We start from the raw sequence: 22,001 nt of genomic DNA, 5'->3' as shown, positions 1-22,001 counted from the left end.
CCGGCAAAGACCACCCCCTTCATTGGGTGCAGCCGGGACGGAAGAGAAACCCGAGTGACCGGCCAATGTCGGGACAGCGGCCGGCGGGGCGCGTGAGACGCGCCACCTAAACTAACAGAGAGGCACGGATCACGCGCCCCGCTTCCCACCTTCCTCAATGGCCAGACGGCGAAAGCCGGGCGTGGCAGCGATGAGTGCTAGCCGAAACCAGGAAAGGCCGGTGATTTCCCTTCCAGCGACGAACGCCCGGAGCCATGGCGGAGGGCGGAAAAGCGTCCTTGCCGGCCTCCAGCAGGTCGGCCGCGCGGCGCGGCAGGGCTATTGCTGCAGTGCACTGGCCATGCGACAGTCACGGAGCGGGGCGGATGACACACCGGATGATTCGGGCGCAATTCCCTTTCGGCGGAGCGGGCTGCCGGACCATCGGGCCGGCTCGGGCGCCCATTCCCCGCTTCCATTCCATTCCACGCATCCGCGGCGCCTGCCGAAGCTCAGGCCGCCTGTCCGGCGGGCGGACTTCCGGCGCGGGGCGGCCGAGTTTTCCGAATAGAGAAGACCAGAACCGGGGGACCTCATGCCGTTTCTACGCAACTCCAAAGCCGGCCTTGCCGCAGGGACGCTTCTTGCGGCGGGAGTTCTTGCCGCCCCGCCCGCGGCGGCGGCCGACTCCGCAGGGGCCGGCCGGCCGATGCCCGCCGAGACCTACCCCTATGTGGACGGAGTGCTCGAACTGACCTTGGGCGATGACTATGTCTTCCGCTCCGACGATCCGGCCAACGAGATCAACGACCTCTTCTTCGAGGCCTGGCTCGGCCTCACCGTCGGCCTCACGCCGATCTTCTCCATCAATGCCGGCCTTACGCTGGAAGCCGTGGAGGACCCCGGGCCCTTCGAGGACCGCCATTTCGGCGATATGGGCCTTTATGTCGATACGCTGAACCTCCAGGCCGATCTCGGCAAATTCTCCGTCGTGGCCGGCAAGTTCGGCCCGGGCTTCGGCACGGCATGGGACATCACGCCCGGCGTCTACGGCACCGATTTCGCGGAGGACTACGAGCTCTCCGAGCAGTTTGGCCTCGGCCTCGCCTACACATTCGAGACCGCCGGCCACGGCACCCATACGCTGGGCGCCAATGTCTTCTTCGCCGACACGACCGCCCTTTCCGAATCCGTCTTCACCCGCCGCGGGCGCCTCGACGTGATCGACGGCGGCGCGGGCAATACCGAAGAGCTCGACAATTTCTCCGTCACGCTCGACGGCAAGGATTTTCCGGGCCTCTCCGGCTTTTCCTATCACCTCGGCTACCGCCACCTTTCCGCCGGTCTCGGCGACCCGGAGGACGAGAACGGCTTTGCCGCGGGCCTTGCCCAGAGCCTTGACCTCGGCAACGGCGCGAGCCTCGCGCTCAATGGCGAGGTGGCCTATTTCTCCAACTACGGCGGCTCGCTCGACGACGCGCTCTATGTCACCTCCGGCCTGGCGCTCGCCAGCGGCCCCTGGCACGGCGAGATCGCCGGCACGATCCGCAAGTTCGATTTCGACGGCGGCGACGACCAGACTGACTATCTGGCGCAGGTCTCCGGCGGCTACACCTTCGACAACGGGGTGGATGTCAGCCTCGGCTACGGCTTCGCGCGCGAGGCGGAGATCGACACCCATGCGCTCGGCGTGCGGCTGACGAAAAGCTTCGAGTTCTCGACGCGCACCGCCGCCGCCGAGTGACTGAGAAAGGGCCGAGCCGCTCAGTAGCCCGCTTCGCGGTCCACCACGTTCCTGAGCGGCTCGCCGCGCTCGAAGGCCTCTATCTGGGCCAGCATCAGCGGCACCAGCTGCGCCGCATCGGAAGTCGCCGCCGCATGCGGCGTCACAAAAACCTTCGGGTGCGTCCAGAGCGGGCTCTTTTCCGGAAGCGGCTCCGTCTCGAAGACGTCGAGGCTCGCCTCCTTCAGAACGCCCTCCTCCAGCGCCCGCAGGATGTCCGCCTCCTTCTGCAGCCGGCCGCGCCCGGCATTGACGAGGCAAGGTCCGCCGAGCGGCCCGTTCTGCCTCAGCCGCTTGAGCACAGAGTGGTCGATGATACCCTCCGTGGCGGGCGTGAGCGGCAGGAGCACCACGAGAATATCCGTGGCATTGAGGAAGGGCGTCAGTCCCGCCTCGCCATGAAAAGTGGTGACGCCCTCCACCCGCTTCTCCCGCCGGCTCCAGCCGTTCACCTTAAATCCCAGCGCCAGGAGGGCCCTCGCCGCTGCCCCGCCGAGTTCTCCCAGCCCCATGATGCCGACGGCCACCTCGCCGGCGGGCGGCTGGTGCGGCTCGTGCCAGATTTTCTGCGCCTGCTGCGCGCGGTAGGCAAATCCCTGGCGGTGATGGTCGAGCACGCGCCATGAGACATATTCGACCATGTATTGCGTAAGATTCTCCGCCACCACGCGCACGATCGGCACGTCCGGAAGCTCAGGGTCGGCGAGCAGATGGTCGACGCCCGCGCCGGCCGAGAAGATCACCTTCAGGTTCGGCAGCCGCTTCAGGACGCCACGCTTCTGCTTCCACACGACCGCATAGTGGATCGTCGGGTCGGCCTCGCCCTCCGGCTCCAGCACCACCGGCCGCGCCCGGGACAGAAGCTCGTACCAGCGCTGCGGATACATGCCCGTCACGGAAAGCAGGATGCGGCCGGCGGCCGGCTTCTCGGTCATGATTCCTCCCTGGCTATTCGCTCACCACGCCCGTGGGGGCCGCCGCGATCTCGAAGGCGGCGGCGATCAGCGCCCGCGTGTACTCCGTGCGCGGCTCGCGGAAGATCTGGTCCGCCGTGCCCGCCTCCACCACCTTGCCGTTGCGCATCACGATCACCTCGTTGGCGAGCGCGCGCACCACCTTCAGGTCGTGGCTGATGAAGAGATAGGCGAGGTTGTGCCGCTTCTGCAGGTCGCGCAGGAGATCGACCACCTGCGCTTGCACGCTCATGTCCAGCGCCGAGGTCGGCTCGTCCAGCATCACGAATCTGGGCTTCAGTACCATCGCCCGGGCGATGGCGATGCGCTGACGCTGCCCGCCGGAGAATTCGTGCGGGTAGCGGAACCGCGCCTCCGGATCGAGCCCGACCTCGGTCAAGACGCCCACCACCTGCGCGTCGCGCTCCTCCGCCGAAAGCCTCGGCTCGTGAATCTTCAGCCCTTCCTGGATGATTTCCGCCACAGACATCCGGGGGCTCAGCGAGCCGAAAGGGTCCTGGAAGACGATCTGCATCTCCCGCCTCAAGGGCCGCATCTCGCGAAAGGACAGCCCGTCGATCCGCCGCCCCCGGAACCGGATCTCGCCCTCGGAGGAGATCATCCGCGACAGGGCAAGGCCGAGCGTGGTCTTGCCCGAGCCCGATTCCCCCACCACGCCCAGGGTCTGCCCGGCCCGCACGGCCACATCCACCCCGTCGACCGCCTTCACATGGTCGACGGTGCGCCTGAGAAACCCGCGCTTGATCGGGAACCAGACCTTGACCTCGTCCCCCTCCATCACCTTCTCCGCCGAAAGGTCCGCCTGCGGCGGCTCCCCCTTCGGTTCGGCGGCGAGCAGATGGCGCGTGTATTCATGCCGCGGATTGGCGAAAATCTCTGCGGTCGGCCCGCTCTCGACAATCTTGCCGCGCGTCATGACGCAGACTCGGTCCGCCACCTTGCGGACAATGCCGAGATCGTGGGTGATGAAAAGCATGGATAGGTTTTTTTGGCGCTTCAAGCCGGCAAGAAGCTCCAGGATCTGCGCCTGCACGGTCACGTCCAGCGCGGTGGTCGGCTCGTCGGCGATCAGCAGCTTAGGCTCGCAGGCCAGCGCCATGGCGATCATCACGCGCTGACGCTGTCCGCCGGAAAGCTGGTGCGGGAAGGCGTCGAGCCGCTTCTCAGGTTCGCGAATGCCCACCTGGTTCAACAGCTGCAGTGTGCGCTCCCGCGCCGCGCGGTCGCCCATGCCGCGGTGGATCTTCAGAACCTCGCCCACCTGCCGCTCGATTGTGTGCAGCGGGTTGAGGGAGGTCATCGGCTCCTGAAAGATCATGCTGATATCGTCGCCGCGCACGCGCCGCAGATCCGTCTCGTCGCTGTCGAGGAGGTCCTGCCCCTCGTAGAGAATTTGCCCGGAGGGGTGGCTTGCCGAGGGATAGGGCAAAAGCTTCAGCACGGAGAGCGCGGTGACAGATTTGCCCGAACCCGATTCGCCCACCAAAGCCACCGTCTCGCCCGGAAGGATATCGAAGGAGATCCGGTCGACGGCAAGCGTCTCCCTGCCGCCCTGCGCGAAGGCAACGGAGAGGTCGCGAATGGAGAGGAGGGAAGAGGTCATCGGAAGATCTTGCGCGGATCGAAGGCGTCGCGCACCGCCTCGCCGACGAAGATCAGGAGAGACAGCATGATGGACAGGCTGAAGAAGCCGGTGATGCCGAGCCAGGGGGCGTTCAGGTTGCGCTGACCCTGGCGCAGAAGCTCACCCAAGGAGGGGGAGCCCGGCGGCAGGCCGAAACCCAGGAAGTCCAGCGAGGTCAGCGTGGTGATCGAGCCATTGAGGATGAAGGGCAGGAAGGTCAGCGTGGCGACCATCGCATTGGGCAGGAGGTGGCGCCACATGATGGTGCGGTTCGGCACGCCCAAGGCGCGCGCCGCACTCACATATTCGAAGTTGCGCGCGCGCAGGAATTCAGCCCGCACCACACCGACAAAGGCAACCCAGGAGAAAAGCAGCATGATGCCGAGCAGGATCCAGAAGCCCGGCGGCAGCACGGCGGCGATGATGAGGATGAGGTAGAGGACAGGGATGGACGACCAGATCTCGATGAAGCGCTGGAAGAGGAGATCGGTCCAGCCGCCGAAATAGCCCTGCACGGCACCCGCCGACACGCCGATGACGGCGGACAAGGCGGTCAGGATCAGGCCGAAGAGGACCGAGATGCGGAAACCATAGATCACCCGCGCAAGCACATCGCGCGCCTGGTCGTCCGTGCCGAGCCAGTTCCAGTTGCCGATCGTGCAGTTGGGGTCGTCGACACCCAGCGGGTAGCGGGAACACCGCTCCTCCTTGGTGTAGAGCCAGGACGGCTTGGCCGGCGCCGCCTCCGGAATCTCGCTGTTCACCGTGCGATAGGAGTAGCGGATCGGCGGCCAGATCATCCAGCCATTTGCATTGATCTCGTCCTGGATGAAGGGATCGCGATAGTCGGTGACGGCCAGGAACCCGCCGAATTTCTCTTCCGGATAATCCACCAGGACGGGGAAGAGGATCTCGCCCCTGTAGGAGGCGACGATCGGCTTGTCGTTGGCGATGAACTCGGCAAGCAAGGAAAGGACAAAGAGCGCCAGGAAGATCCACAAGGACCAGTATCCGCGGCGGTTCGCCTTGAAATTCTGCCAGCGCCGCTGGTTGATCGGCGAAAGCCAGGGACGGGCGACCTGCTGCCGCACCCGCTCCACCTGCGCCTTGGACTGGATGTCCGACACTAGACATCCCTCCGCTCGAAATCGATGCGCGGATCGATCAGCGTGTAGGTGAGGTCGGAGATGAGGCTCACGATGAGGCCGATGAGCGAAAAGATGTAGAGCGTGGCGAAGACGACCGGATAGTCCCGGTCGATGATCGACCGGAAGCCGAGAAGGCCGAGTCCGTCGAGGGAGAAGATGCTCTCGATGAGTAGCGACCCGGTGAAGAAGGAGGAGATGAAGGCGCCGGGGAAGCCCGCAATGATCAGCAGCATCGCGTTGCGGAAAACGTGGCCGTAGAGCGCCTGCCGCTCCGAAAGACCTTTTGCGCGGGCGGTGACCACATATTGCTTGCGGATCTCGTCCAGGAACGAGTTCTTGGTGAGCAGCGTGGTCGTGGCGAAGGCGGATAGGACGAGGGCGGTCAGCGGCAGGGTCAGGTGCCAGAAATAATCGAGGATCCGCTCGGGCCAGGAGAGCGAGGCCCAATTGTCCGATGTCAGCCCGCGCAGCGGAAACCAGTCGAAGAAGGACCCGCCGGCGAACAGCACCATCAGCAGGATCGCAAAGAGAAAACTCGGAATCGCATAGGCGATTATGACGATACCGCTGGTCCACACATCGAAGGGCGTGCCGTCTTTCACCGCCTTGCGGATGCCGAGCGGGATCGAGATGCCGTAGGAAATGAGCGTGATCCAGATGCCGAGTGAGATGGACACCGGCATCTTCTCGAGGATGAGGTCGACAACCGAGATGTCGCGGAAATAGCTCTCGCCGAAATCGAAGCGGATATAGTTCCAAAGCATCAGGCCGAAGCGCTCCAGCGGCGGCTTGTCGAAGCCGAACTGCCTTTCGAGCTGGGCAATGAATTCTGGGTCGAGGCCCTGGGCGCCGCGATACCGGGAGGTGCCCCCGGCCGATTCGAAGCTTTGCGCGCCGATGTCCCCGCCGCCGCCGGAGATGCGTGCGTCGGCACCGCCGGCCTGGCCGGTCACCTGGGCGATCACCTGCTCCACCGGACCGCCAGGCGCGAACTGAACCACGATGAAGGAGATCGCCATGATCCCCAAAAGGGTCGGGATCATGAGCAGCAGGCGGCGGAGGATGTAAGCGCCCATCAGCCGATTGCCCCGGTCGGTGATGTGTTAGCGGGGAGGAGAGTCACGCCGGTCTTATGCTTTCCCAATCGCCTTTGCCTTTTCCTCGTCGTACCACCACAGCGCCTCCGTGGGGAAGAAGTAGTCGGGCTTCGGCTCCTTGAAGCCGAACATATCCCAGTATGCCACCCGGTGATTCGGCGTGTGCCAATTTGGAATCCAGTCGCGTCTCGCGCGCAAGACCCGATCGAGCGCTCGCATAGCAGCGGTGAAGGCTTCGCGCGTTTGTGCCGCGCCCGCCCGTTCTATCAGAACATCGACGGCCGGATCGGCCATTCCGGGATAATTGTGAGAGCCCTCGACTGCGGATGTGCGCGAATGGAAGAACTGCACGAGGCTGTCGTAAGTGGGTGTGGCGCCCAATGAGAAGGCTATGTCGATCAGGTCGAAATCGAAGCTTACCCGGCGCAGCTGGTATTGCGTCGGATCCACCTGACGCATGCGCGCATCGATCCCGATCGCACGCAGATTGGCGATGAAACTCGGCTCGATCCGCAGGAATGTCTCGTCGTTGACCAGATATTCCAAAGTGAAGCGCTCGCCGGCCACGTTGTGAAGCACTCCATCCGGGCTCTGCCAGCCGGCCTCTTCCAGAAGCTCCCGGGCGCGGCGGAGCATCCGCCGGTCGCGGCCGCTGCCATCTGAGGAGGGCTGGAGGACCGCCTCGCCGAATGCGGCATCAGGGATCTTGCCGCGCAAGGGCTCCAGCAACGCAAGCTCCTCCTGACCCGGCAGGCCGTCCGCCTTGTACGGCGACTGCTCAAAGGGGGAATGAGAGCGGTCGTAGAGTCCGTAAAAAAGGTTCTTGTTGATCCATTCGAAGTCGAAGCAGAGGGCGATCGCTTCCCGCACGCGCGGATCGCGGAACCTTTCGCGGCGTTGGTTCAGCGCCTTGCAGTAGAAGTAGGGCCGAAGTTCGGAGGGGAACTCGCGCTTGACGACGCGGCCGTCGCGAACCGCTGGAAAATCGTAGCCGGTTGCCCACACTCGCGAGGTGAACTCGCCGCGCCAGAAGATGTCGCCCTTCTTGAACGCCTCGAAGGCGGCATTGCGGTCGCTGTAGAACTCGATGCGCACCCGGTCGAAGTGGTTGAGGCCGCGGCCGGTGGGCAGATTCTTGGCCCAATAGTCGCCGACCCGTTCGTATTCGATGTAGCGCCCGGGCGAGAACTGCCCGACCTTGTAGGGGCCGGAACCCAGCAGCGGCTCGAGCGTCGAGCTGTCGAACGCCTTTCCTTCCAGCGACGCCCTAGAGAAAATCGGGAAACCGACCACATCGAGGATGGTACGATCGGACTGCTTTCCCGAGAAGGTCAGCCGGAATTCGTTTGGGCTCGTCGCCTCCGCGGATGTCATCTCCACCAGCGTCAGAAGGAAGTCCGGATGCCCCTTCTCCTTCAGGAGATTGTAGCTGAACGCGACGTCCTCTGCACTAATCGGCGACCCATCATGGAAGCGCGCTTCCGGACGCAGCTTGAAGGTGAAGCTGTTGCGATCTTCCGAAAGCGTCACGGTTTCCGCCACGTGGCAATAGACCGCGTCAGGCTCGTCCCATGCGCTCGCCATCAAGCTGTCGAAGCACATCTCCATGCGTGGGGGCGCATCGCCGGTGCGCACGAAGCTGTTCAGCGTGTTAAAGGTCTGGACGTTCTGGTTGAAGAACCAGTAGCCGGGCTGGAAATTGAACGTGCCGCCCTTCGGCGCATCAAGGCTGACATACCCGAAATGGGTGAAATCAGCCGGGTATTTGAGGTCACCGAAGGCCGACAATCCGTGGAGCGGCACGCCGGTAGCCACTTCGGCGAAGGCTTTGCGGGGAAGGAGCGGAGCGGCCGCGGCCGCTCCCGACATCTTCAAGAAATGACGGCGGGACAGCGCAGGAAAGGTCATCACCGTCCGTTCTGGCTCCTGTACTTGGCTGCAAGCGCCGCCTCCCGTTCCGGATCGATCCACCAGGACTCCGTGTCCGCGCCGACATATTCGGGCTGCCTCTCGGGAATGCCGAACTTGTTCCAATAGGCGATCCAGACCACCGGACGGTGGTATTGCGGCACCATGTAGTAGTTCCAGAGAAGCACCCGGTCGAGGGCCCGGGTCGTGGCGACGAGGTCCTCGCGGTCCTTGGCGAAAATGATCTTGTCGACCAGCGCATCGACGACGGGGTCCTTGATGCCGCCCAGATTTCGCGAGCCCGGCCGTTCGGCCGCCGCCGAGCTCCAGAATTCACGCTGCTCGTTGCCGGGGGATAGCGTCTGCAGGAAGATTCCAGTCACGGCATCGAAATTGAACTCGTTGACGCGGTTCACATATTGGGACGCGTCGATGATGCGCAGCGACGCCTGGATGCCCAGCCTGCGAAGATCCTCGATATAGCCGCCGAATATGATCTCGTCGGTCGGCCCACGGCCGAGGAACTCGATCGTGAAGACCTCTCCCGTCTGCTCGTTCACCATGCGCCCGTCACGCGACACCCATCCGGCTTCGCGGAAAAGCTGGACAGCCTGGCGCAGATTTTGCCGTTCCGACTGGGGAGTTTCATAGACCGGAAGCTTGAACTCCTGGGTGAATACCTCCGGCGGAAGCTTGTCGCGGAATTCTTCCAGGATCTCCAGTTCTCGACCCTGCGGCAGTCCGGTGGCAGCAAGCTCTGTACCATGGAAGAAGCTTGGCGTTCGCGTATTCTTGCCGAAGAACTGCGTCCGATTGTGGTCCTCGAAATTGTAAACCAGCGTCAGTGCCTGCCGCACGCGGCGATCCTGGAATCGCGGCTCGCGCATGTTGAACACGAACGCCTGCATGGGCTGCGCGCCGCCATTGGGGAACTCGCGCATGATGACATCGCCCGCCTGGACCGCCGGAAAATTGTAGCCTGTCACCCAGCGCCGGGAGCTGTTTTCAACGCGAATGTCGGCGAGGCCACCTTTCGTGAAGGCCAGCCAGGCGGCGTTCTCATCCTGGAAATAGGTGAAGCGGCGGCGGTCGAAATTGTAGCGGCCTACCGCAACAGGGAGATCCGCCGCCCAGTAATCGGGGACGCGCTCCCAGATGACTTCGGAGCCGGGACGGAAGCTTGCGATCCTGTAGGGGCCGCTGCCCAGCGGCGGCTCGAGCGTCGGCTGCGTGATGTCGCGCTTGTTGCCTTCGGCATCCGTGCCTTCCCACCAGTGCCTCGGAAGCACCGGCAGATCGCCCATGATGTGGGGCAGTTCGCGATTGCCGGCCTGATCGAAGCGGAACTCCACCTCGCGTTCCGACACGGCCACCGCCTCCTTCACATTGGCAAAGTAGTGCCCGTGAAGCGGACTGATCTCCTTCAGCTTTTCCAGCGACCAGACCACGTCGTCCGCGGTGATCGGCTTGCCGTCGTGCCAGCGCGCTTCGGGGTTTATGCGATAGCTGGCCGAGGAATAGTCGTCCGGGTATTTGAAAGCCTCGGCCACCAGGGGATGGCTGGTGCCGGGCTCAGCAGTCGACTGCTGCATCAGCGTGTCCCAGAGCAGTCCGCCAAAATCGGTGAGACCCGCGGCCGAGGTACCGCGAACGATGAACGGATTGAAGCTGTCGAAAGTGCCGAAGGCCACCGCGTTCAGGGTCCCGCCTTTCGGCGCTTGCGGATTGACATAGTCATAGCGTTCGAAGGGTTGCGTCTCGGCTTCCGGATCTATGAGAGAGCTTGTCGTGCGCCACTCCTGGGCGCTGACGGTCCCTGCCAGAAAGGCCAAAGCCATGGCTGCGAAGATCACTCTTCTCCCTTGTCCGGCAAAGCCGCTCGGCATCCTGCGTCACTCCCGTTTTTTATGCTTTTTTCGAACGTAGCCCATCCGCCGCCGAAGGCAATCAGATGTCCGGCAGAAATGCAAAAAGCCGGCCAAAGCCGGCTTTTTCGTGATGTCTCGGCGAGGCCCGCTACTGGGCGGGCGCGGGCGCTGGGGCAGGCTGTGTGCCACCTTGCGGCGCAGGTGCTGTTCCGCCCTCCGGCTGGGCGGGCGCGGTTCCGCCTTCCGGCTGGGCGGGAGCCGGAGCAGCGGCGCCCCCGGCAGGCGCAGCACCGCCTTCCGCAGGCGCCGCGCCCGGCGCGGGAGCGGCTGCTCCACCTTGCGCAGGCGCCGTGCTCGGCGCTGGGGCCGCTCCGCCTTGCGCGGGTGCCTGACCTGCAGCGGGCGCCTGGCCTTCCGCCGGCGCGGCGGGCTGCTGGCCCGCGGCAGGAGCAGGCTGTCCGCCTTCGGCAGGAGCTGCGGCACCGCCTTCGGCCGGAGCAGCCGCACCTTCAGCGCCGCCTTCGGCCGGCACAGCCGCGCCGTCGGCACCGGCAGCTTCGGCAGGGGCTGCTTCCGGCAGCGGTGCCGGCTGATCGGACAGCGAGCGCAGATAGGCGATCACATTGGCGCGGTCCTGCACATTCTTCAGGCCGGCGAAGGCCATCGCCGTGCCGGGCACCAGACCCTTGGGGTCAAGCAGGAAATGATCGAGATGCTCATAGGTCCAGGTGACCTGGCCGCCCTGCGCGAACTCCTTCATCGCGCCCGAATAGCTGAAGCCTTCATGGCTGGCGACCGGGCGGTTCACCACGCCCCAGAGATTGGGGCCGACCTTGTTCGGGCCGCCCTGCTCGGGCGTGTGGCAGGCCTGGCAGCGCTTGAACACGGTCTCGCCCGCGGAAGGGTCGGCGGAGGCGAGCAGCGGCAGCACGGACTCGGCAGCCGGCGCCTGGCCGCCCGCGCCTGCGGCCTGGCCCTCCGGCACCGCGATTGCATAGCCAGGGGTCTCCGGCGCGTGGGAGGCGAAGATGGCATCGGAAATCAGGCTGACGGAGAAGACGACAAACACGACACCCAAGAAGGCGCCGATGATCTTGTTGAGCTCGAAAGAATCCATGCGCCGTGAGGCTCCCTTCTCCACATGCCCGCAGGCGCGCCGCAACCACTCGGCGCCCGCTTCCCGCTTTCGGCCGCTGCCGGTAAAATCGCGCGGAAACTAGGTCTTTTGCTTCGGCAAAGCAACACATATAAGGCTCTCGGTAACTGAGACCTTTTGCCACTTTTTTGAACGCCTTCCTCCATGACAGCCATCATTCTGATACCGGCCCGCATGGCCTCCACGCGACTGCCGGGAAAGCCGCTCACCGACATTGCCGGCAAGCCGATGATCGCCCAGGTAGCGGCACGCGCCGTGGAAAGCGGCGTCGGCCGCGTCGTCGTGGCAACGGACACGCCGGAGGTCGCTGACGCCGCTCGCGCCGAGGGGGTCGAGGCTGTGATGACCCGCGCCGACCACCAATCCGGCTCCGACCGCATCTTCGAAGCGCTGCAGACGCTCGATCCTGGCCGAACGTCCGAGATCATCATCAATCTGCAGGGGGATCTGCCCACGATCCCGCCGGAAGACATCCGCGCCGTCATGCGGCCGCTGGAAGGCGCGCAGACGGAGATCGCCACGCTCGGCGTGGAGATCGAGGACGAGGAGGAGAAGGCCAATCCCAATGTGGTGAAGATCGTCGGCGCGCCTCTTGGCGGGGCCGGCGGAACGCGGCTGCGGGCGCTTTACTTCACGCGCGCGACCGCGCCCTGGGGCGAGGGGCCGCTCTATCATCATATCGGCATCTATGCCTATCGCCGCGCGGCCCTGGAGCGGTTCGTGGCGCTGCCCCCCGCCACGCTGGAGCAGCGCGAGAGGCTCGAGCAACTGCGGGCCCTCGAAGCGGGAATGCGCATCGACGTGGAGATCGTCCGTTCCGTGCCGCTTGGCGTCGACACGCCAGCCGATCTTGAGCGGGCACGGCAGATCCTTTCCAGCACCGGATATTCCAGATGATTACAGGGCGGACGAACAGGATCTCCTTCCAGGGGGAGCCTGGAGCCAATTCGGATACGGCCTGCCGCAACATGTTCCCGGACATGGAGCCGCTGCCGTGCCCGACCTTTGAGGACGCGTTCAATGCTGTCGAGACGGGCAAGGCGGATCTCGCCATGATCCCGATCGAGAACACGCTCGCGGGGCGGGTGGCCGACATTCACTACCTGCTGCCCCACTCCCGGCTGCATATCGTCGGCGAGTATTTTCTGCCGATCCATTTCCAGCTGATGGTGCTGCCGGGCGTGGACATCTCGGAGATCAGGACCGTCTACAGCCACATCCATGCGCTGGGGCAGTGCCGCAAGGTGATCCGCAGGCATCGCTGGGAACCGATGGTAGCGGGCGATACGGCAGGTGCGGCGCGCATCATCGCCGAGCAGAAGATCCGCTCGCATGCCGCCCTCGCCCCGCGGCTGGCGGCCGACCTCTATGGTCTCGATATCGTCGCGGAGAATGTCGAGGACGCAGACAACAACGTTACGCGCTTCGTCGTGCTGTCCAAGGAGAAGAGCTGGGCGGAACGCCGCTCGCCCGACCAGGGCATGATCACCACGTTCATCTTCCGGGTGCGCAACGTGCCGGCGGCGCTTTACAAAGCCATGGGCGGGTTCGCCACGAATGGCGTGAACATGACGAAGCTGGAAAGCTACCAGCTCGGCGGAAAATTTTTCTCCACCCTCTTCTACGCCGATGTGGAGGGGCATCCAGAGGACCGGAACCTCGCCCTCGCGCTGGAGGAATTGCGTTTCTTCTCGCGCGAAGTGCGGATCCTGGGCGTCTATGAAAGCCACCCGTTCCGCGCAACGCAAAGCGAGGACGAGGACTGAGCGGAGCAGAGGCCGGCAGCGGAACCCACAGTGCTAGAACAATCTTCCAGCTTAGCCTACGCCGCAAGAAGGATTTTCCCCTCCCGCGCGATGCACGCGCATGCCGATCCTCAATAGTCCGCGCCGAGGGACCTATCTTAGGGAAAGAAAACTCTCTGGGAGACACGCCATGGGCCTTCGCATCAACGACACAGCGCCTGACTTCACTGCCGAGACCACACATGGCACGATCCGCTTCCACGAATGGATCGGTGACGGCTGGGCCGTTCTCTTCAGTCATCCGAAGAATTTCACTCCGGTCTGCACCACGGAGCTCGGCGCCATGGCCGGACTGGAAGACGAGTTCCGGAAGCGCAACGCCAAGATTATCGGCATCTCGGTCGATCCGGTGCAGGACCACGACCGCTGGAAAGAAGACATCGAGAAGGCGACCGGTCATCGGGTCAGCTATCCGCTGATCGGCGATCGCGACCTGAAGGTCGCAAAGCTCTACGACATGTTGCCGGCAGAAGCGGGCGAGTCTTCGGAAGGCCGCACGCCGGCCGACAATGCCACGGTCCGCTCCGTCTATGTCATCGGGCCTGACAAGAAGATAAAACTGATCCTGACATATCCGATGACGACGGGTCGCAACTTCAACGAAATCCTGCGCGCCATCGATTCGATCCAGCTCACGGCCAAGCACCAGGTGGCCACGCCCGCGAACTGGAAGCAGGGCGACGACGTGATCATCACGGCGGCCGTCTCCAACGAGGATGCGATCAAACGCTTCGGGAGCTTCGAGACGATCCTCCCCTATCTGCGCAAAACCAAGCAGCCGACCGCCTGACCCGGCATCCATCTGATCGGGCGAAGAGAGGCGAGGCACCTGCCTCGCCTCTTTCTTATCCGCCGCGCCGCGCGGCTCTAAGTCGCTCCAATCGGAATGGCGCGTCGGCCGGTGTTCGGATATGGTCGCGCCGGTTCAAGAGCGAGAAGACATGTCGGACCAGCGCACCACGGCTGCGGGCGGAATGGAAACGGCTTTCGGGTTCCGGAAGGTCGGCGAGGACGAGAAGCAGCGTCTCGTCGATGACGTATTCCACCGCGTCGCCGAACGTTACGACCTCATGAACGACCTCATGTCCGCCGGGCTGCACCGGGTCTGGAAGGATGCGATGGTGTCCTGGCTTGCGCCGCCGAAACGGCCAGGCTTCAAGGCGCTGGACGTGGCGGGCGGCACCGGCGATGTCGCCTTCCGCATTGTCGAAGCCTCCGATAGGAAGGCGCAAGTCACCGTGCTCGACATCAACGGCTCCATGCTTGCGGTTGGCAGGGAGCGGGCGGCCAAGCGCGGACTGGCTGAAAACCTGGGCTTCGTCGAGGCCAATGCAGAGGAACTGCCCTTCCCGGCTGCCACCTTCGATGCCTATACGATCGCCTTCGGCATCCGCAACGTGCCGCATATCGACAGGGCGCTGGCCGAGGCCTTCCGCGTCCTGCGGCCCGGAGGGCGCTTTCTTTGCCTCGAATTCTCCGAGGTGGACATGCCGTTTCTCGACAAAGCCTACGAGGCATGGTCCTTCAACGCGATCCCGCGCATCGGGAAGGCCGTCGCCGGTGACGACGAACCTTATAGATATCTCGTGGAATCGATCCGCAAATTCCCCAACCAGAGCAACTTCGCCGCCATGATCCGCCGGGCCGGCTTCTCTCGCGCGACCTGGCGCGACTATTCTGGCGGCATCGCCGCGCTCCACTCCGCCTGGAAGATCTGAGCGCCCGATGAGCACGCTCGGCGCATATCTCCGCCTCGTCCGCGCGGGCTGGGTTCTGCTGCGCGAGGGCGTCGTGGCGGCCTTTCCGGGCGAGCAGCTCGAGGGCGCCCCCCGCTTCGGGTGGCGCGTAGCGAAGCTGATCTCCCGACGCCACTCCAGCGGCCGCGGACGCACCGAGCGCCTGACCATCGCCGTCGACCGGCTCGGTCCCTCCTACGTCAAGCTCGGTCAGTTCCTGGCTACCCGACCTGACGTCGTCGGCCATGAGCTTGCGCGCGATCTCGCCACGCTTCAGGATCGGATGGAGACTTTTCCGGAGGAGCAGGCGCGGGCGGTGATAGAAGCCTCCCTCGGTGCGCCGGTGGAGACGCTTTTCCGCGATTTCGGGCCGCCCGTGGCGGCCGCCTCGATCGCCCAGGTGCATCCGGCAAAGATCCTGCGGGGAGGCGAGATGCAGAAGGTGGCCGTAAAGGTCATCCGGCCGGGGGTGCGCCGCCGGTTCTACAACGACCTGGAGTCCTTCTTTCTGGCAGCCCGCCTGCAGGAGCGGTTCGCGCCGTCCACCCGGCGCTTGCGGCCGGTCGAGGTTACTCAGACGCTGGCGCAGACGACCAAGATCGAGATGGACCTGCGGCTGGAAGCAGCCGCCATCTCGGAACTGCACGAGAACACGAAGGAGGATCCAGGCTTCCGCGTGCCCTGGGTCGACTGGGAGCGCACCGGCCGGGACGTTCTGACGCTCGAATGGATCGACGGCATCAAAATGTCGGATATCGCGGCCCTGCAGGCCGCCGGCCACGATCTCCAGCGGCTGGCCACGGTACTCATCCAGGCCTTCCTGCGGCACACGCTGCGCGACGGCTTCTTCCATGCCGACATGCATCCGGGCAATCTGTTCGTGGAAGCGGACGGAACGATCGTCGCTGTCGATTTCGGCATTGTCGGGCGTATCGGCAAGAAGGAGCGGCGCTTCCTTGCCGAAATCCTCTACGGCTTCATCACCCGCGATTTCCGCCGCGTGGCGGAAGTGCATTTCGAGGCGGGCTACGTGCCCGGTCATCACGACGTTGCCGCTTTCGCGCAGGCACTCAGGGCCATCGGCGAGCCGATCCACGGCCAGCCGGCAGAGACCATTTCGATGGCGCGGCTTCTGACACTGCTCTTTGAGGTGACAGAATTGTTTGAAATGCAGACCAGGCCGGAGCTTCTGCTGCTGCAGAAGACGATGGTCGTGGTCGAAGGCGTGTCACGCACGCTCGATCCCCACTTCAATATGTGGCGCGCAGCCGAGCCCGTGGTCTCGCAGTGGATCGAGAGGAATCTCGGACCGCGCGGGGCCGTTTCGGACTTGCGCGAGGCCGGCATGGCGCTCGTCGTGCTTGCCCGGCAGGCGCCGGAGCTCGCCGCACGCACCGAACGGCTGTCGCGCGAAATCGACCTTATGGCCCAGCGGGGCCTTCGCTTCGATCCGGAGACAGCGGAAGCCATTGGGCGGGCGGAGGCCCGACATACGCGCTCCGGCCGCGTGGCGTTGTGGGTGATCGCGCTCCTGTTGTTCCTTTTCGTCCTGCAGCAATTCTGACGGCAACGACAGCAGTGCAAGCATTGCTGTCACCTGCGGGCTGGCTTATATTAGTCGCGAGGATGTGCGAGAAAATGCCCACGCTGACAATTCGAAATCTCGATGAGAACGTGAAACGCGAGCTGCGCAAGCGCGCTGCCGAGCACGGCATTTCCATGGAGGAGGAAGCGCGGCGCCGGCTGGCACAGAGTTTGGGAATGGGCGGCCGAAAAAAATCTGTTCTGGCCGAATTGGAACGTCTCGCCGTTAAGCCGAAGGAGCCGTTCGATCTCAAGACAATAAGCGACGAGATGTGGGACGAAAGCTTTGAGTAGCATCGTCGTCGATACGTCCGCGCTCTTTGCCGTTCTCAATGGAGAGGAGGAAGCTGCGTCGATTCGGCAAGCACTGGATGAAGCGAACCATATCGCAATCAGCGCCGCGACACTGCATGAGGCATTTTGCGTCTCCCAGAAGCCCTCTCTCGAACGTGGGCCCGCGCGACTTGAGAAGATGGTAGATCTCCTGGAGCCGGAGATCGTGGCTTTTGACCGGCAACATCTCACGGTGGCAAGAGCGGCCTATGCGCGCTACGGGCGCGGCTCCGGGCATCGCGCTCATCTGAACATGGGCGATTGCTTCGCCTATGCGCTGGCCAAGACGCGGGGCGTGCCCCTGCTTTTCAAGGGTGGCGATTTCGTCCATACGGATGTGGAGCCCGCCCTCAATCCGGCGTGAAGGAAATCTCCGGTGAGCCTTTCCGGAAAACGCGTTCTTCTCATCATCGGCGGCGGCATCGCCGCATATAAATGCCTGGACCTCATCCGCCGCCTGCGCGAGCGGGGGGCGAGGGTGCGCTGCATCATGACCGAGGCGGCCCAAGAGTTCGTCACGCCGCTCTCCGTCGGCGCCCTATCGGCCGACCATGTCCTCACCGACCTTTTCGACAGGCAGGACGAGCACGATATCGGCCATATCAGATTGTCGCGCGAGGCGGACCTTGTCGTCGTCGCGCCGGCAACGGCCGATCTCATGGCGAAGCTCGCCAATGGCCTTGCCAACGATCTCGCCTCCACCGTGCTTCTCGCCACGGATAAGCCCGCCCTGATGGCGCCCGCCATGAACCCGAGGATGTGGGCGCACCCGGCAACCCGGCGGAATTTTCACACGCTAAAGGCGGACGGCGTTGCCTTTGTCGGCCCCAACAAGGGCGAGATGGCCGAGAGTGGTGAGGCGGGCGAAGGACGCATGGCCGAGCCGCTGGAGATCGTGGCGGCGATCGAGGCGATGCTCGGCAACGGCGAAAAGCCGCTTTCCGGCAAGAAGATCATCGTCACCTCCGGGCCGACACACGAGCCGATCGACCCGGTCCGCTACATCGCCAACCGCTCCTCCGGAAAGCAAGGCCATGCGATCGCGGAGGCGCTGGCGAGGCTCGGCGCAAAGGTGCATCTCGTTTCCGGCCCCGTTTCGATCCCCGATCCGGCGGGCGTCTCTACCATCCATGTGGAAAGCGCACGCGAGATGCGCGCAGCCGTGGAAGATCTGCTTCCTGCCGATGCCGGCATTTTTGTCGCCGCGGTTGCCGACTGGCGCCCGCAGACGGAAGCTGGCGAGAAGATCAAGAAAGACAAGAGCGGGGCGGCTCCCTCCCTGAAGCTCGCAGAGAACCCGGATATCCTGGCGACCGTCGGCCACCATGCGAAGCGCCCCCGCCTCGTCATCGGCTTTGCGGCGGAAACGCAGAACGTGGTGGAGAACGCCCGTGCCAAGCTTGCGAAAAAAGGCGCGGATCTCATCATTGCCAATGACGTCTCGCATGACAGCGGCATCGGGGTGTCCGGCGTGATGGGCGGCGACCGCAACAGGGTCCATCTCGTCAGCGCTGACCACGTAGAGGACTGGCCGGAGGCGACCAAAGAGGAGGTGGCGCAGCGGCTCGCGGCAAAGGTTGCGGAGCTGCTCGTCGGAAGAGGTGGGACGTGAGCAGCATCCCCGTCCTTGAAACCGAGCGGCTGGTCCTGCGCGAGCATCGGCCGGAAGACCTCGAAGCGTATCAGAGCCTGTGGTCCGATCCTGCCGTCACCCGCTTCACCAGCCGAACGCCGATCAACCGCGAGCAGGCATGGGGCCGGATCATGCAATTCCACGGCATGTGGAAGCTCTGCGGCTATGGTATGTGGATCGTCGAGGAGAAGGTCACGGCCTCCCTCCTTGGCGAGGTGGGCCTCCTGGAGAGGCGGCGGGAAATCCAGCCCTCGCTCAAGGGCACCATCGAGGCAGGCTGGATGCTTGTACCCTCCGTGCATGGACGCGGGATCGCGCGGGAGGCGATGGAGTCAGTGTTCTCCTGGGCCGGCAAGGCGCACCCGGGCGCTACTTATTCCTGCATCATCAATCCCGAGAACGAGGCTTCGCTGAAGCTTGCGGGGCGGCTCGGCTTTGCCGAGTCCGCCCGTACCACTTATCAGGGCCACCCGACGGTGATCCTGCGCCGCCGCTGATCACCAGGAGGTGGTTTTTCCGTCCACCAGGTGGATGATCGCGGCGGGGCTCGAAATCCAGAACCCGTCGAAATTGGGTCCGAGTGGTTCGATCTCGTCGCAGCGGACCGTTGCGGCAGCAGCCAGATGCTCGGCCGCCGCCTTGGTGTCGTCCGTTACGATTTCCAGCCAAAGCTCGGCCTGGCTCATGCCTGGCACCCGATCGATCCAGAGCTGGTTGGAACCGAAACGGAATCCCACGGACGGCAGCAGTTCCTCGATCTGCTCGAGGCCCAGGACCTCTTTGTAGAACCGTACAGTCGCATCATATTGATGCGGCGGGACCTTCATGGCGATGTTGCGACCGCCGGCAAATTTCGGCTTCATGGGACATCCTTCCTTAGATAGCTTGCGACCGTGATCTGCCAGGACACGCCGAACCTGTCGGCGATCCAGGCGAATCTCGGGCTGAAGGGATACGTATCGAGCGGCATCAGCACTTCTCCGCCCTCGGAGAGCTTGCCGTAAACTTCATCCACCTCCTCCGGGCTGTCGCATGTCGTGAAGAGCGAGATCGAGGGAGTGAAGGTGAATGCATGCGATACGGGGCTGTCGAAGCACATGAAGGCGCGGCCGTTCAGCGTGAACAGTGCCTGCTTCACCGTGCCTTCGGGTCCGTCCTCTCCCGGTCCATAGCGCTCAATCTGCTCGATCCGCGAGTTCGGGATGGCCGAGACATAGAAGCGCATCGCTTCTTCCGCGCGGCCTCCCTGGAACATGAGGAACGGTGTAATCTCCTGGGTCATGACGTCTCCTGTTCTGAAATCGCTTTAGCCAGCTGGTCGAGCCACTGCGACCAGCCCTCGCGCACGGCGGCGATTGCTCGCCTTTAGACCTTCGCGGTCCCACCCATTCACCGTGCAGCAAATTTTCTCGCATACTGCTCCTCAAGCTGCGCGAAGGCCGACCAGAAGCCGCGCGGCGGCAGGCCGGAGAGCCGATCTTCCAGGATGCCGAGATGGGCCTCCCAGCCGCCCGCCACCATCTTCATGGCCTCGGTGCTCTCGAGCCGCCGATGCGTGAGCACCAGCCGCACGTTCTTGCCTTCGGGGAAGAGCTCAAAGCTCACTTCGCTCGCACCATTGTCGCCCGGCCAGCTATAGGTGAGAAGCCGCGGGGGATCGCATTCGGTAACCTCGCCGAACATCGGCGGGCTCGTTTCGAAATGCTTGAAGCGCTCCGGCGTCGGCTCGGACGAAAGCTCGCCGTGGCGGAACAGAAGCTCCACCTTGCCGCCGGCAAAAACCTCCATATCGCCTGACGCGAGCCACAGCCGGCGCTTTTCCGATTGCGTGAGATATTCCCACAGGCGCTCGGCCGGCCCGGGCAGGCGCCGCTCGATGCGGACCGTTGCGGGCGCAACAATCTCGCCGCTGGCCAATTGATGCGGTGTGTTCACGCAAGCCTCCGTTATATGCCGAGACCGTCGGGGAAGCGGTCGCCGACCAGGTTGAGCTGGATGCCGTGCTCCAGATAAGCCTTCAATCCCGCAAGCACGAAGGCGAAGCCTTCGGTCGAGCCGACGGCTTGTTCCACGCGCTGAGCATCGTCACCCGCAAAACCTGAATTGGTGATGCTGACAAAGGTGGTGCCGTCAGGACGCGGCGTGAAAAGCCATTCAACCTGCGTGAGCTTGTCCTGGTCGCCCGGCCAATCGATCACGATGCGCCGGTTTGGCTCGATTGCCTTCACGTGCACCGGGATGGAAAAGCCGTACATCGACCATTCCCAGGTGACGGTCCTGCCAGCCTCCAGCCTTCCACTGCCGCCGGTGAACCAGAACTTCGAAGTGATCTCCGGGTCCATGAAGGCCTCGAAGACCTCCGCAACCGGTTCGCGTATGAGCATTTCCGCCTTTGCGCTGGGTTCGACTGCCATTTCGTCTCCTCGGATTAGCGCTTGTTCGATTGGCGGCTGAGCAGTGCCTCGATCCGGCCGAGCATCGTGCTCCAGCCCTTCTCGGTCTGCTTCTCGTACTCGGCCCAGATCGGGTTCATCTCGTGCACCAGCGTCACAACGCAGCCTTGGCCGGCATGCTCAAAGGTGATGGTGACGGTAGAATTGTTCTCCCGCTCTTCCTCGTCAGAGGTGAACCAGGTGAACACAAGCTTCCGCGGGCGGTCGATCACCAGATAGGTGCCCCAATGCACCGCCTCGCCCTCCGGACGCATGTCGGAGAAGGTGAAGCGGCCGCCGACGCGCGCGTCCACCTCCACGCGGCGGATGTCCGCCGGCGTTTCCGTCTCGCTCAGCGTGATTTCGGACCACGCCCTGATCTTTTGCGGGTCGAGCCAAGCGTCGAAGACGCGCTCGGGCGGGAAGGCGAAATCGCGGGTGACTCTCACTGCAAATGTCGGGCGGGTCATTTCATCCTTCCTTTCTCCGCTTGCTCGTCTTCGGCCCTGAGCAGCGCTTCCAGCGTGTCGAGGCTCCGGTTCCAAAAGCGCTCGTAGTAGCGCAGCCAGGCCTCTGCCTCCGCCAACGCCGCAGCGTCGAGCCGGCAATAATGCGTTCGCCCGGCTCGACGGCGGCGCACAAGCCCGGCCTGCTCCAAGACCTTCACATGCTTGGAGGCGCCTGCGAAGGACATGGAGAAGGGTGCAGCCAGCTCGCCGATGCTCCGCTCGCCTTCGGCGAGGTCGCGCAGCATGGCCCGCCGGGTGGAATCGGCAAGCGCATGAAAAATCGCGTCCAGCGCTGCGGGGTGTTGCTCAACCATGTGGTTTAATATAGCGGGATGGACGGAATAGTCAACCGTATGGTTGAAGATTTCTTCAGGGATGAAAAAGGCGGCCTGGAAGGTCGCCTTCACCTCTTCTGAGGGCCGCTTTGCCGCT

General features: G+C 64.0%; 23 protein-coding genes. 10 read left to right on the top strand and 13 right to left on the bottom strand.

Features of this window, described 5'->3' with window-relative positions; all coding sequences use genetic code 11:
- Nucleotides 1–574: 574 nt before the first annotated feature.
- The gene (locus tag RIN79_RS19520; protein WP_309086368.1) at nucleotides 575–1,723 is read left to right on the top strand and encodes a hypothetical protein; all 1,149 of its coding nucleotides are present in this window, start codon (nucleotides 575–577) and stop codon (nucleotides 1,721–1,723) included.
- Between the two features lie 20 nt (nucleotides 1,724–1,743).
- Here the strand turns inward: RIN79_RS19520 and RIN79_RS19515 are convergent, their stop codons facing one another.
- From RIN79_RS19515 to RIN79_RS19485, 7 genes are all read right to left on the bottom strand, one after another.
- Entirely contained in the window at nucleotides 1,744–2,697 is a 954-nt protein-coding gene (locus tag RIN79_RS19515) for a glyoxylate/hydroxypyruvate reductase A (protein ID WP_309086367.1), read from the bottom strand.
- A gap of 13 nt (nucleotides 2,698–2,710) precedes the next feature.
- Nucleotides 2,711–4,339 carry an ABC transporter ATP-binding protein gene (locus tag RIN79_RS19510; protein WP_309086366.1) on the bottom strand — a complete coding sequence of 543 codons (1,629 nt, stop codon included), beginning with the start codon at nucleotides 4,337–4,339 and terminating at the stop codon, nucleotides 2,711–2,713.
- Nucleotides 4,336–5,487, bottom strand: coding sequence for an ABC transporter permease (locus tag RIN79_RS19505; RefSeq protein WP_309086365.1), 1,152 nt, complete (start codon nucleotides 5,485–5,487; stop codon nucleotides 4,336–4,338). The genes RIN79_RS19510 and RIN79_RS19505 overlap by 4 nt, the downstream gene beginning before the upstream one ends.
- Nucleotides 5,487–6,584, bottom strand: coding sequence for a microcin C ABC transporter permease YejB (locus tag RIN79_RS19500; protein ID WP_309086364.1), 1,098 nt, complete (start codon nucleotides 6,582–6,584; stop codon nucleotides 5,487–5,489). Before RIN79_RS19500 ends, RIN79_RS19505 begins: the two co-directional genes overlap by 1 nt.
- Nucleotides 6,585–6,638: 54 nt before the next feature.
- Nucleotides 6,639–8,513: an extracellular solute-binding protein gene (locus tag RIN79_RS19495; protein ID WP_309086372.1), complete on the bottom strand. Its 1,875-nt coding sequence runs from the start codon at nucleotides 8,511–8,513 to the stop codon at nucleotides 6,639–6,641.
- Complete coding sequence (locus RIN79_RS19490; protein ID WP_309086371.1) at nucleotides 8,513–10,351, bottom strand: extracellular solute-binding protein; 1,839 nt, start codon at nucleotides 10,349–10,351, stop codon at nucleotides 8,513–8,515. The genes RIN79_RS19495 and RIN79_RS19490 overlap by 1 nt, the downstream gene beginning before the upstream one ends.
- A 178-nt stretch (nucleotides 10,352–10,529) precedes the next feature.
- Nucleotides 10,530–11,498, bottom strand: coding sequence for a c-type cytochrome (locus RIN79_RS19485; RefSeq protein ID WP_375165986.1), 969 nt, complete (start codon nucleotides 11,496–11,498; stop codon nucleotides 10,530–10,532).
- A gap of 183 nt (nucleotides 11,499–11,681) precedes the next feature.
- On the opposite strand from RIN79_RS19485, the gene RIN79_RS19480 reads away from it, so the two are divergent.
- The 9 genes from RIN79_RS19480 to RIN79_RS19440 all read left to right on the top strand — a co-directional run bounded on the left by RIN79_RS19480 (nucleotide 11,682) and on the right by RIN79_RS19440 (nucleotide 19,125).
- A complete protein-coding gene (locus RIN79_RS19480; RefSeq protein WP_309086363.1) occupies nucleotides 11,682–12,434 on the top strand; it encodes a 3-deoxy-manno-octulosonate cytidylyltransferase in 753 nt (250 codons plus the stop codon).
- Nucleotides 12,431–13,303: a prephenate dehydratase gene (locus RIN79_RS19475; RefSeq protein ID WP_309086362.1), complete on the top strand. Its 873-nt coding sequence runs from the start codon at nucleotides 12,431–12,433 to the stop codon at nucleotides 13,301–13,303. The genes RIN79_RS19480 and RIN79_RS19475 overlap by 4 nt, the downstream gene beginning before the upstream one ends.
- Nucleotides 13,304–13,472: 169 nt before the next feature.
- The gene (locus RIN79_RS19470; protein WP_309086361.1) at nucleotides 13,473–14,132 is read left to right on the top strand and encodes a peroxiredoxin; all 660 of its coding nucleotides are present in this window, start codon (nucleotides 13,473–13,475) and stop codon (nucleotides 14,130–14,132) included.
- Between the two features lie 151 nt (nucleotides 14,133–14,283).
- On the top strand, nucleotides 14,284–15,060 hold the full coding sequence (gene ubiE, locus RIN79_RS19465; RefSeq protein WP_309086360.1) for a bifunctional demethylmenaquinone methyltransferase/2-methoxy-6-polyprenyl-1,4-benzoquinol methylase UbiE: 777 nt from the start codon (nucleotides 14,284–14,286) through the stop codon (nucleotides 15,058–15,060).
- Between the two features lie 7 nt (nucleotides 15,061–15,067).
- Nucleotides 15,068–16,642 carry a 2-polyprenylphenol 6-hydroxylase gene (ubiB, locus tag RIN79_RS19460; RefSeq protein ID WP_309086359.1) on the top strand — a complete coding sequence of 525 codons (1,575 nt, stop codon included), beginning with the start codon at nucleotides 15,068–15,070 and terminating at the stop codon, nucleotides 16,640–16,642.
- A gap of 74 nt (nucleotides 16,643–16,716) precedes the next feature.
- Nucleotides 16,717–16,956: a hypothetical protein gene (locus RIN79_RS19455; RefSeq protein ID WP_309086358.1), complete on the top strand. Its 240-nt coding sequence runs from the start codon at nucleotides 16,717–16,719 to the stop codon at nucleotides 16,954–16,956.
- A complete protein-coding gene (locus RIN79_RS19450; protein ID WP_309086357.1) occupies nucleotides 16,949–17,359 on the top strand; it encodes a type II toxin-antitoxin system VapC family toxin in 411 nt (136 codons plus the stop codon). Before RIN79_RS19455 ends, RIN79_RS19450 begins: the two co-directional genes overlap by 8 nt.
- 12 nt (nucleotides 17,360–17,371) lie before the next feature.
- Nucleotides 17,372–18,607, top strand: coding sequence for a bifunctional phosphopantothenoylcysteine decarboxylase/phosphopantothenate--cysteine ligase CoaBC (coaBC, locus tag RIN79_RS19445; protein WP_309086356.1), 1,236 nt, complete (start codon nucleotides 17,372–17,374; stop codon nucleotides 18,605–18,607).
- Nucleotides 18,604–19,125 carry a GNAT family N-acetyltransferase gene (locus tag RIN79_RS19440; protein ID WP_309086355.1) on the top strand — a complete coding sequence of 174 codons (522 nt, stop codon included), beginning with the start codon at nucleotides 18,604–18,606 and terminating at the stop codon, nucleotides 19,123–19,125. Before coaBC ends, RIN79_RS19440 begins: the two co-directional genes overlap by 4 nt.
- Here the strand turns inward: RIN79_RS19440 and RIN79_RS19435 are convergent, their stop codons facing one another.
- From RIN79_RS19435 to RIN79_RS19410, 6 genes are all read right to left on the bottom strand, one after another.
- Entirely contained in the window at nucleotides 19,126–19,491 is a 366-nt protein-coding gene (locus RIN79_RS19435) for a hypothetical protein (protein WP_309086354.1), read from the bottom strand.
- Nucleotides 19,488–19,910, bottom strand: coding sequence for a VOC family protein (locus RIN79_RS19430; protein ID WP_309086353.1), 423 nt, complete (start codon nucleotides 19,908–19,910; stop codon nucleotides 19,488–19,490). Before RIN79_RS19430 ends, RIN79_RS19435 begins: the two co-directional genes overlap by 4 nt.
- Nucleotides 19,911–20,017: 107 nt before the next feature.
- Nucleotides 20,018–20,563 (bottom strand): SRPBCC family protein, encoded by a 546-nt coding sequence (locus RIN79_RS19425; RefSeq protein ID WP_309086352.1) that lies wholly within the window; start codon nucleotides 20,561–20,563, stop codon nucleotides 20,018–20,020.
- A gap of 11 nt (nucleotides 20,564–20,574) precedes the next feature.
- Nucleotides 20,575–21,042, bottom strand: coding sequence for an SRPBCC family protein (locus RIN79_RS19420; RefSeq protein ID WP_309086351.1), 468 nt, complete (start codon nucleotides 21,040–21,042; stop codon nucleotides 20,575–20,577).
- A 14-nt stretch (nucleotides 21,043–21,056) separates the two neighbouring features.
- Nucleotides 21,057–21,530 carry an SRPBCC domain-containing protein gene (locus tag RIN79_RS19415; RefSeq protein WP_309086350.1) on the bottom strand — a complete coding sequence of 158 codons (474 nt, stop codon included), beginning with the start codon at nucleotides 21,528–21,530 and terminating at the stop codon, nucleotides 21,057–21,059.
- On the bottom strand, nucleotides 21,527–21,976 hold the full coding sequence (locus tag RIN79_RS19410) for an ArsR/SmtB family transcription factor (protein WP_375165985.1): 450 nt from the start codon (nucleotides 21,974–21,976) through the stop codon (nucleotides 21,527–21,529). The genes RIN79_RS19415 and RIN79_RS19410 overlap by 4 nt, the downstream gene beginning before the upstream one ends.
- Nucleotides 21,977–22,001 lie beyond the last annotated feature (25 nt).

This window comes from Chelativorans sp., assembly GCF_031180965.1.
GTDB lineage: Bacteria > Pseudomonadota > Alphaproteobacteria > Rhizobiales > Rhizobiaceae > Chelativorans.
Note: the sequence above shows the minus strand (reverse complement) of the source record. Positions and strands in the feature narration are given on the sequence as shown.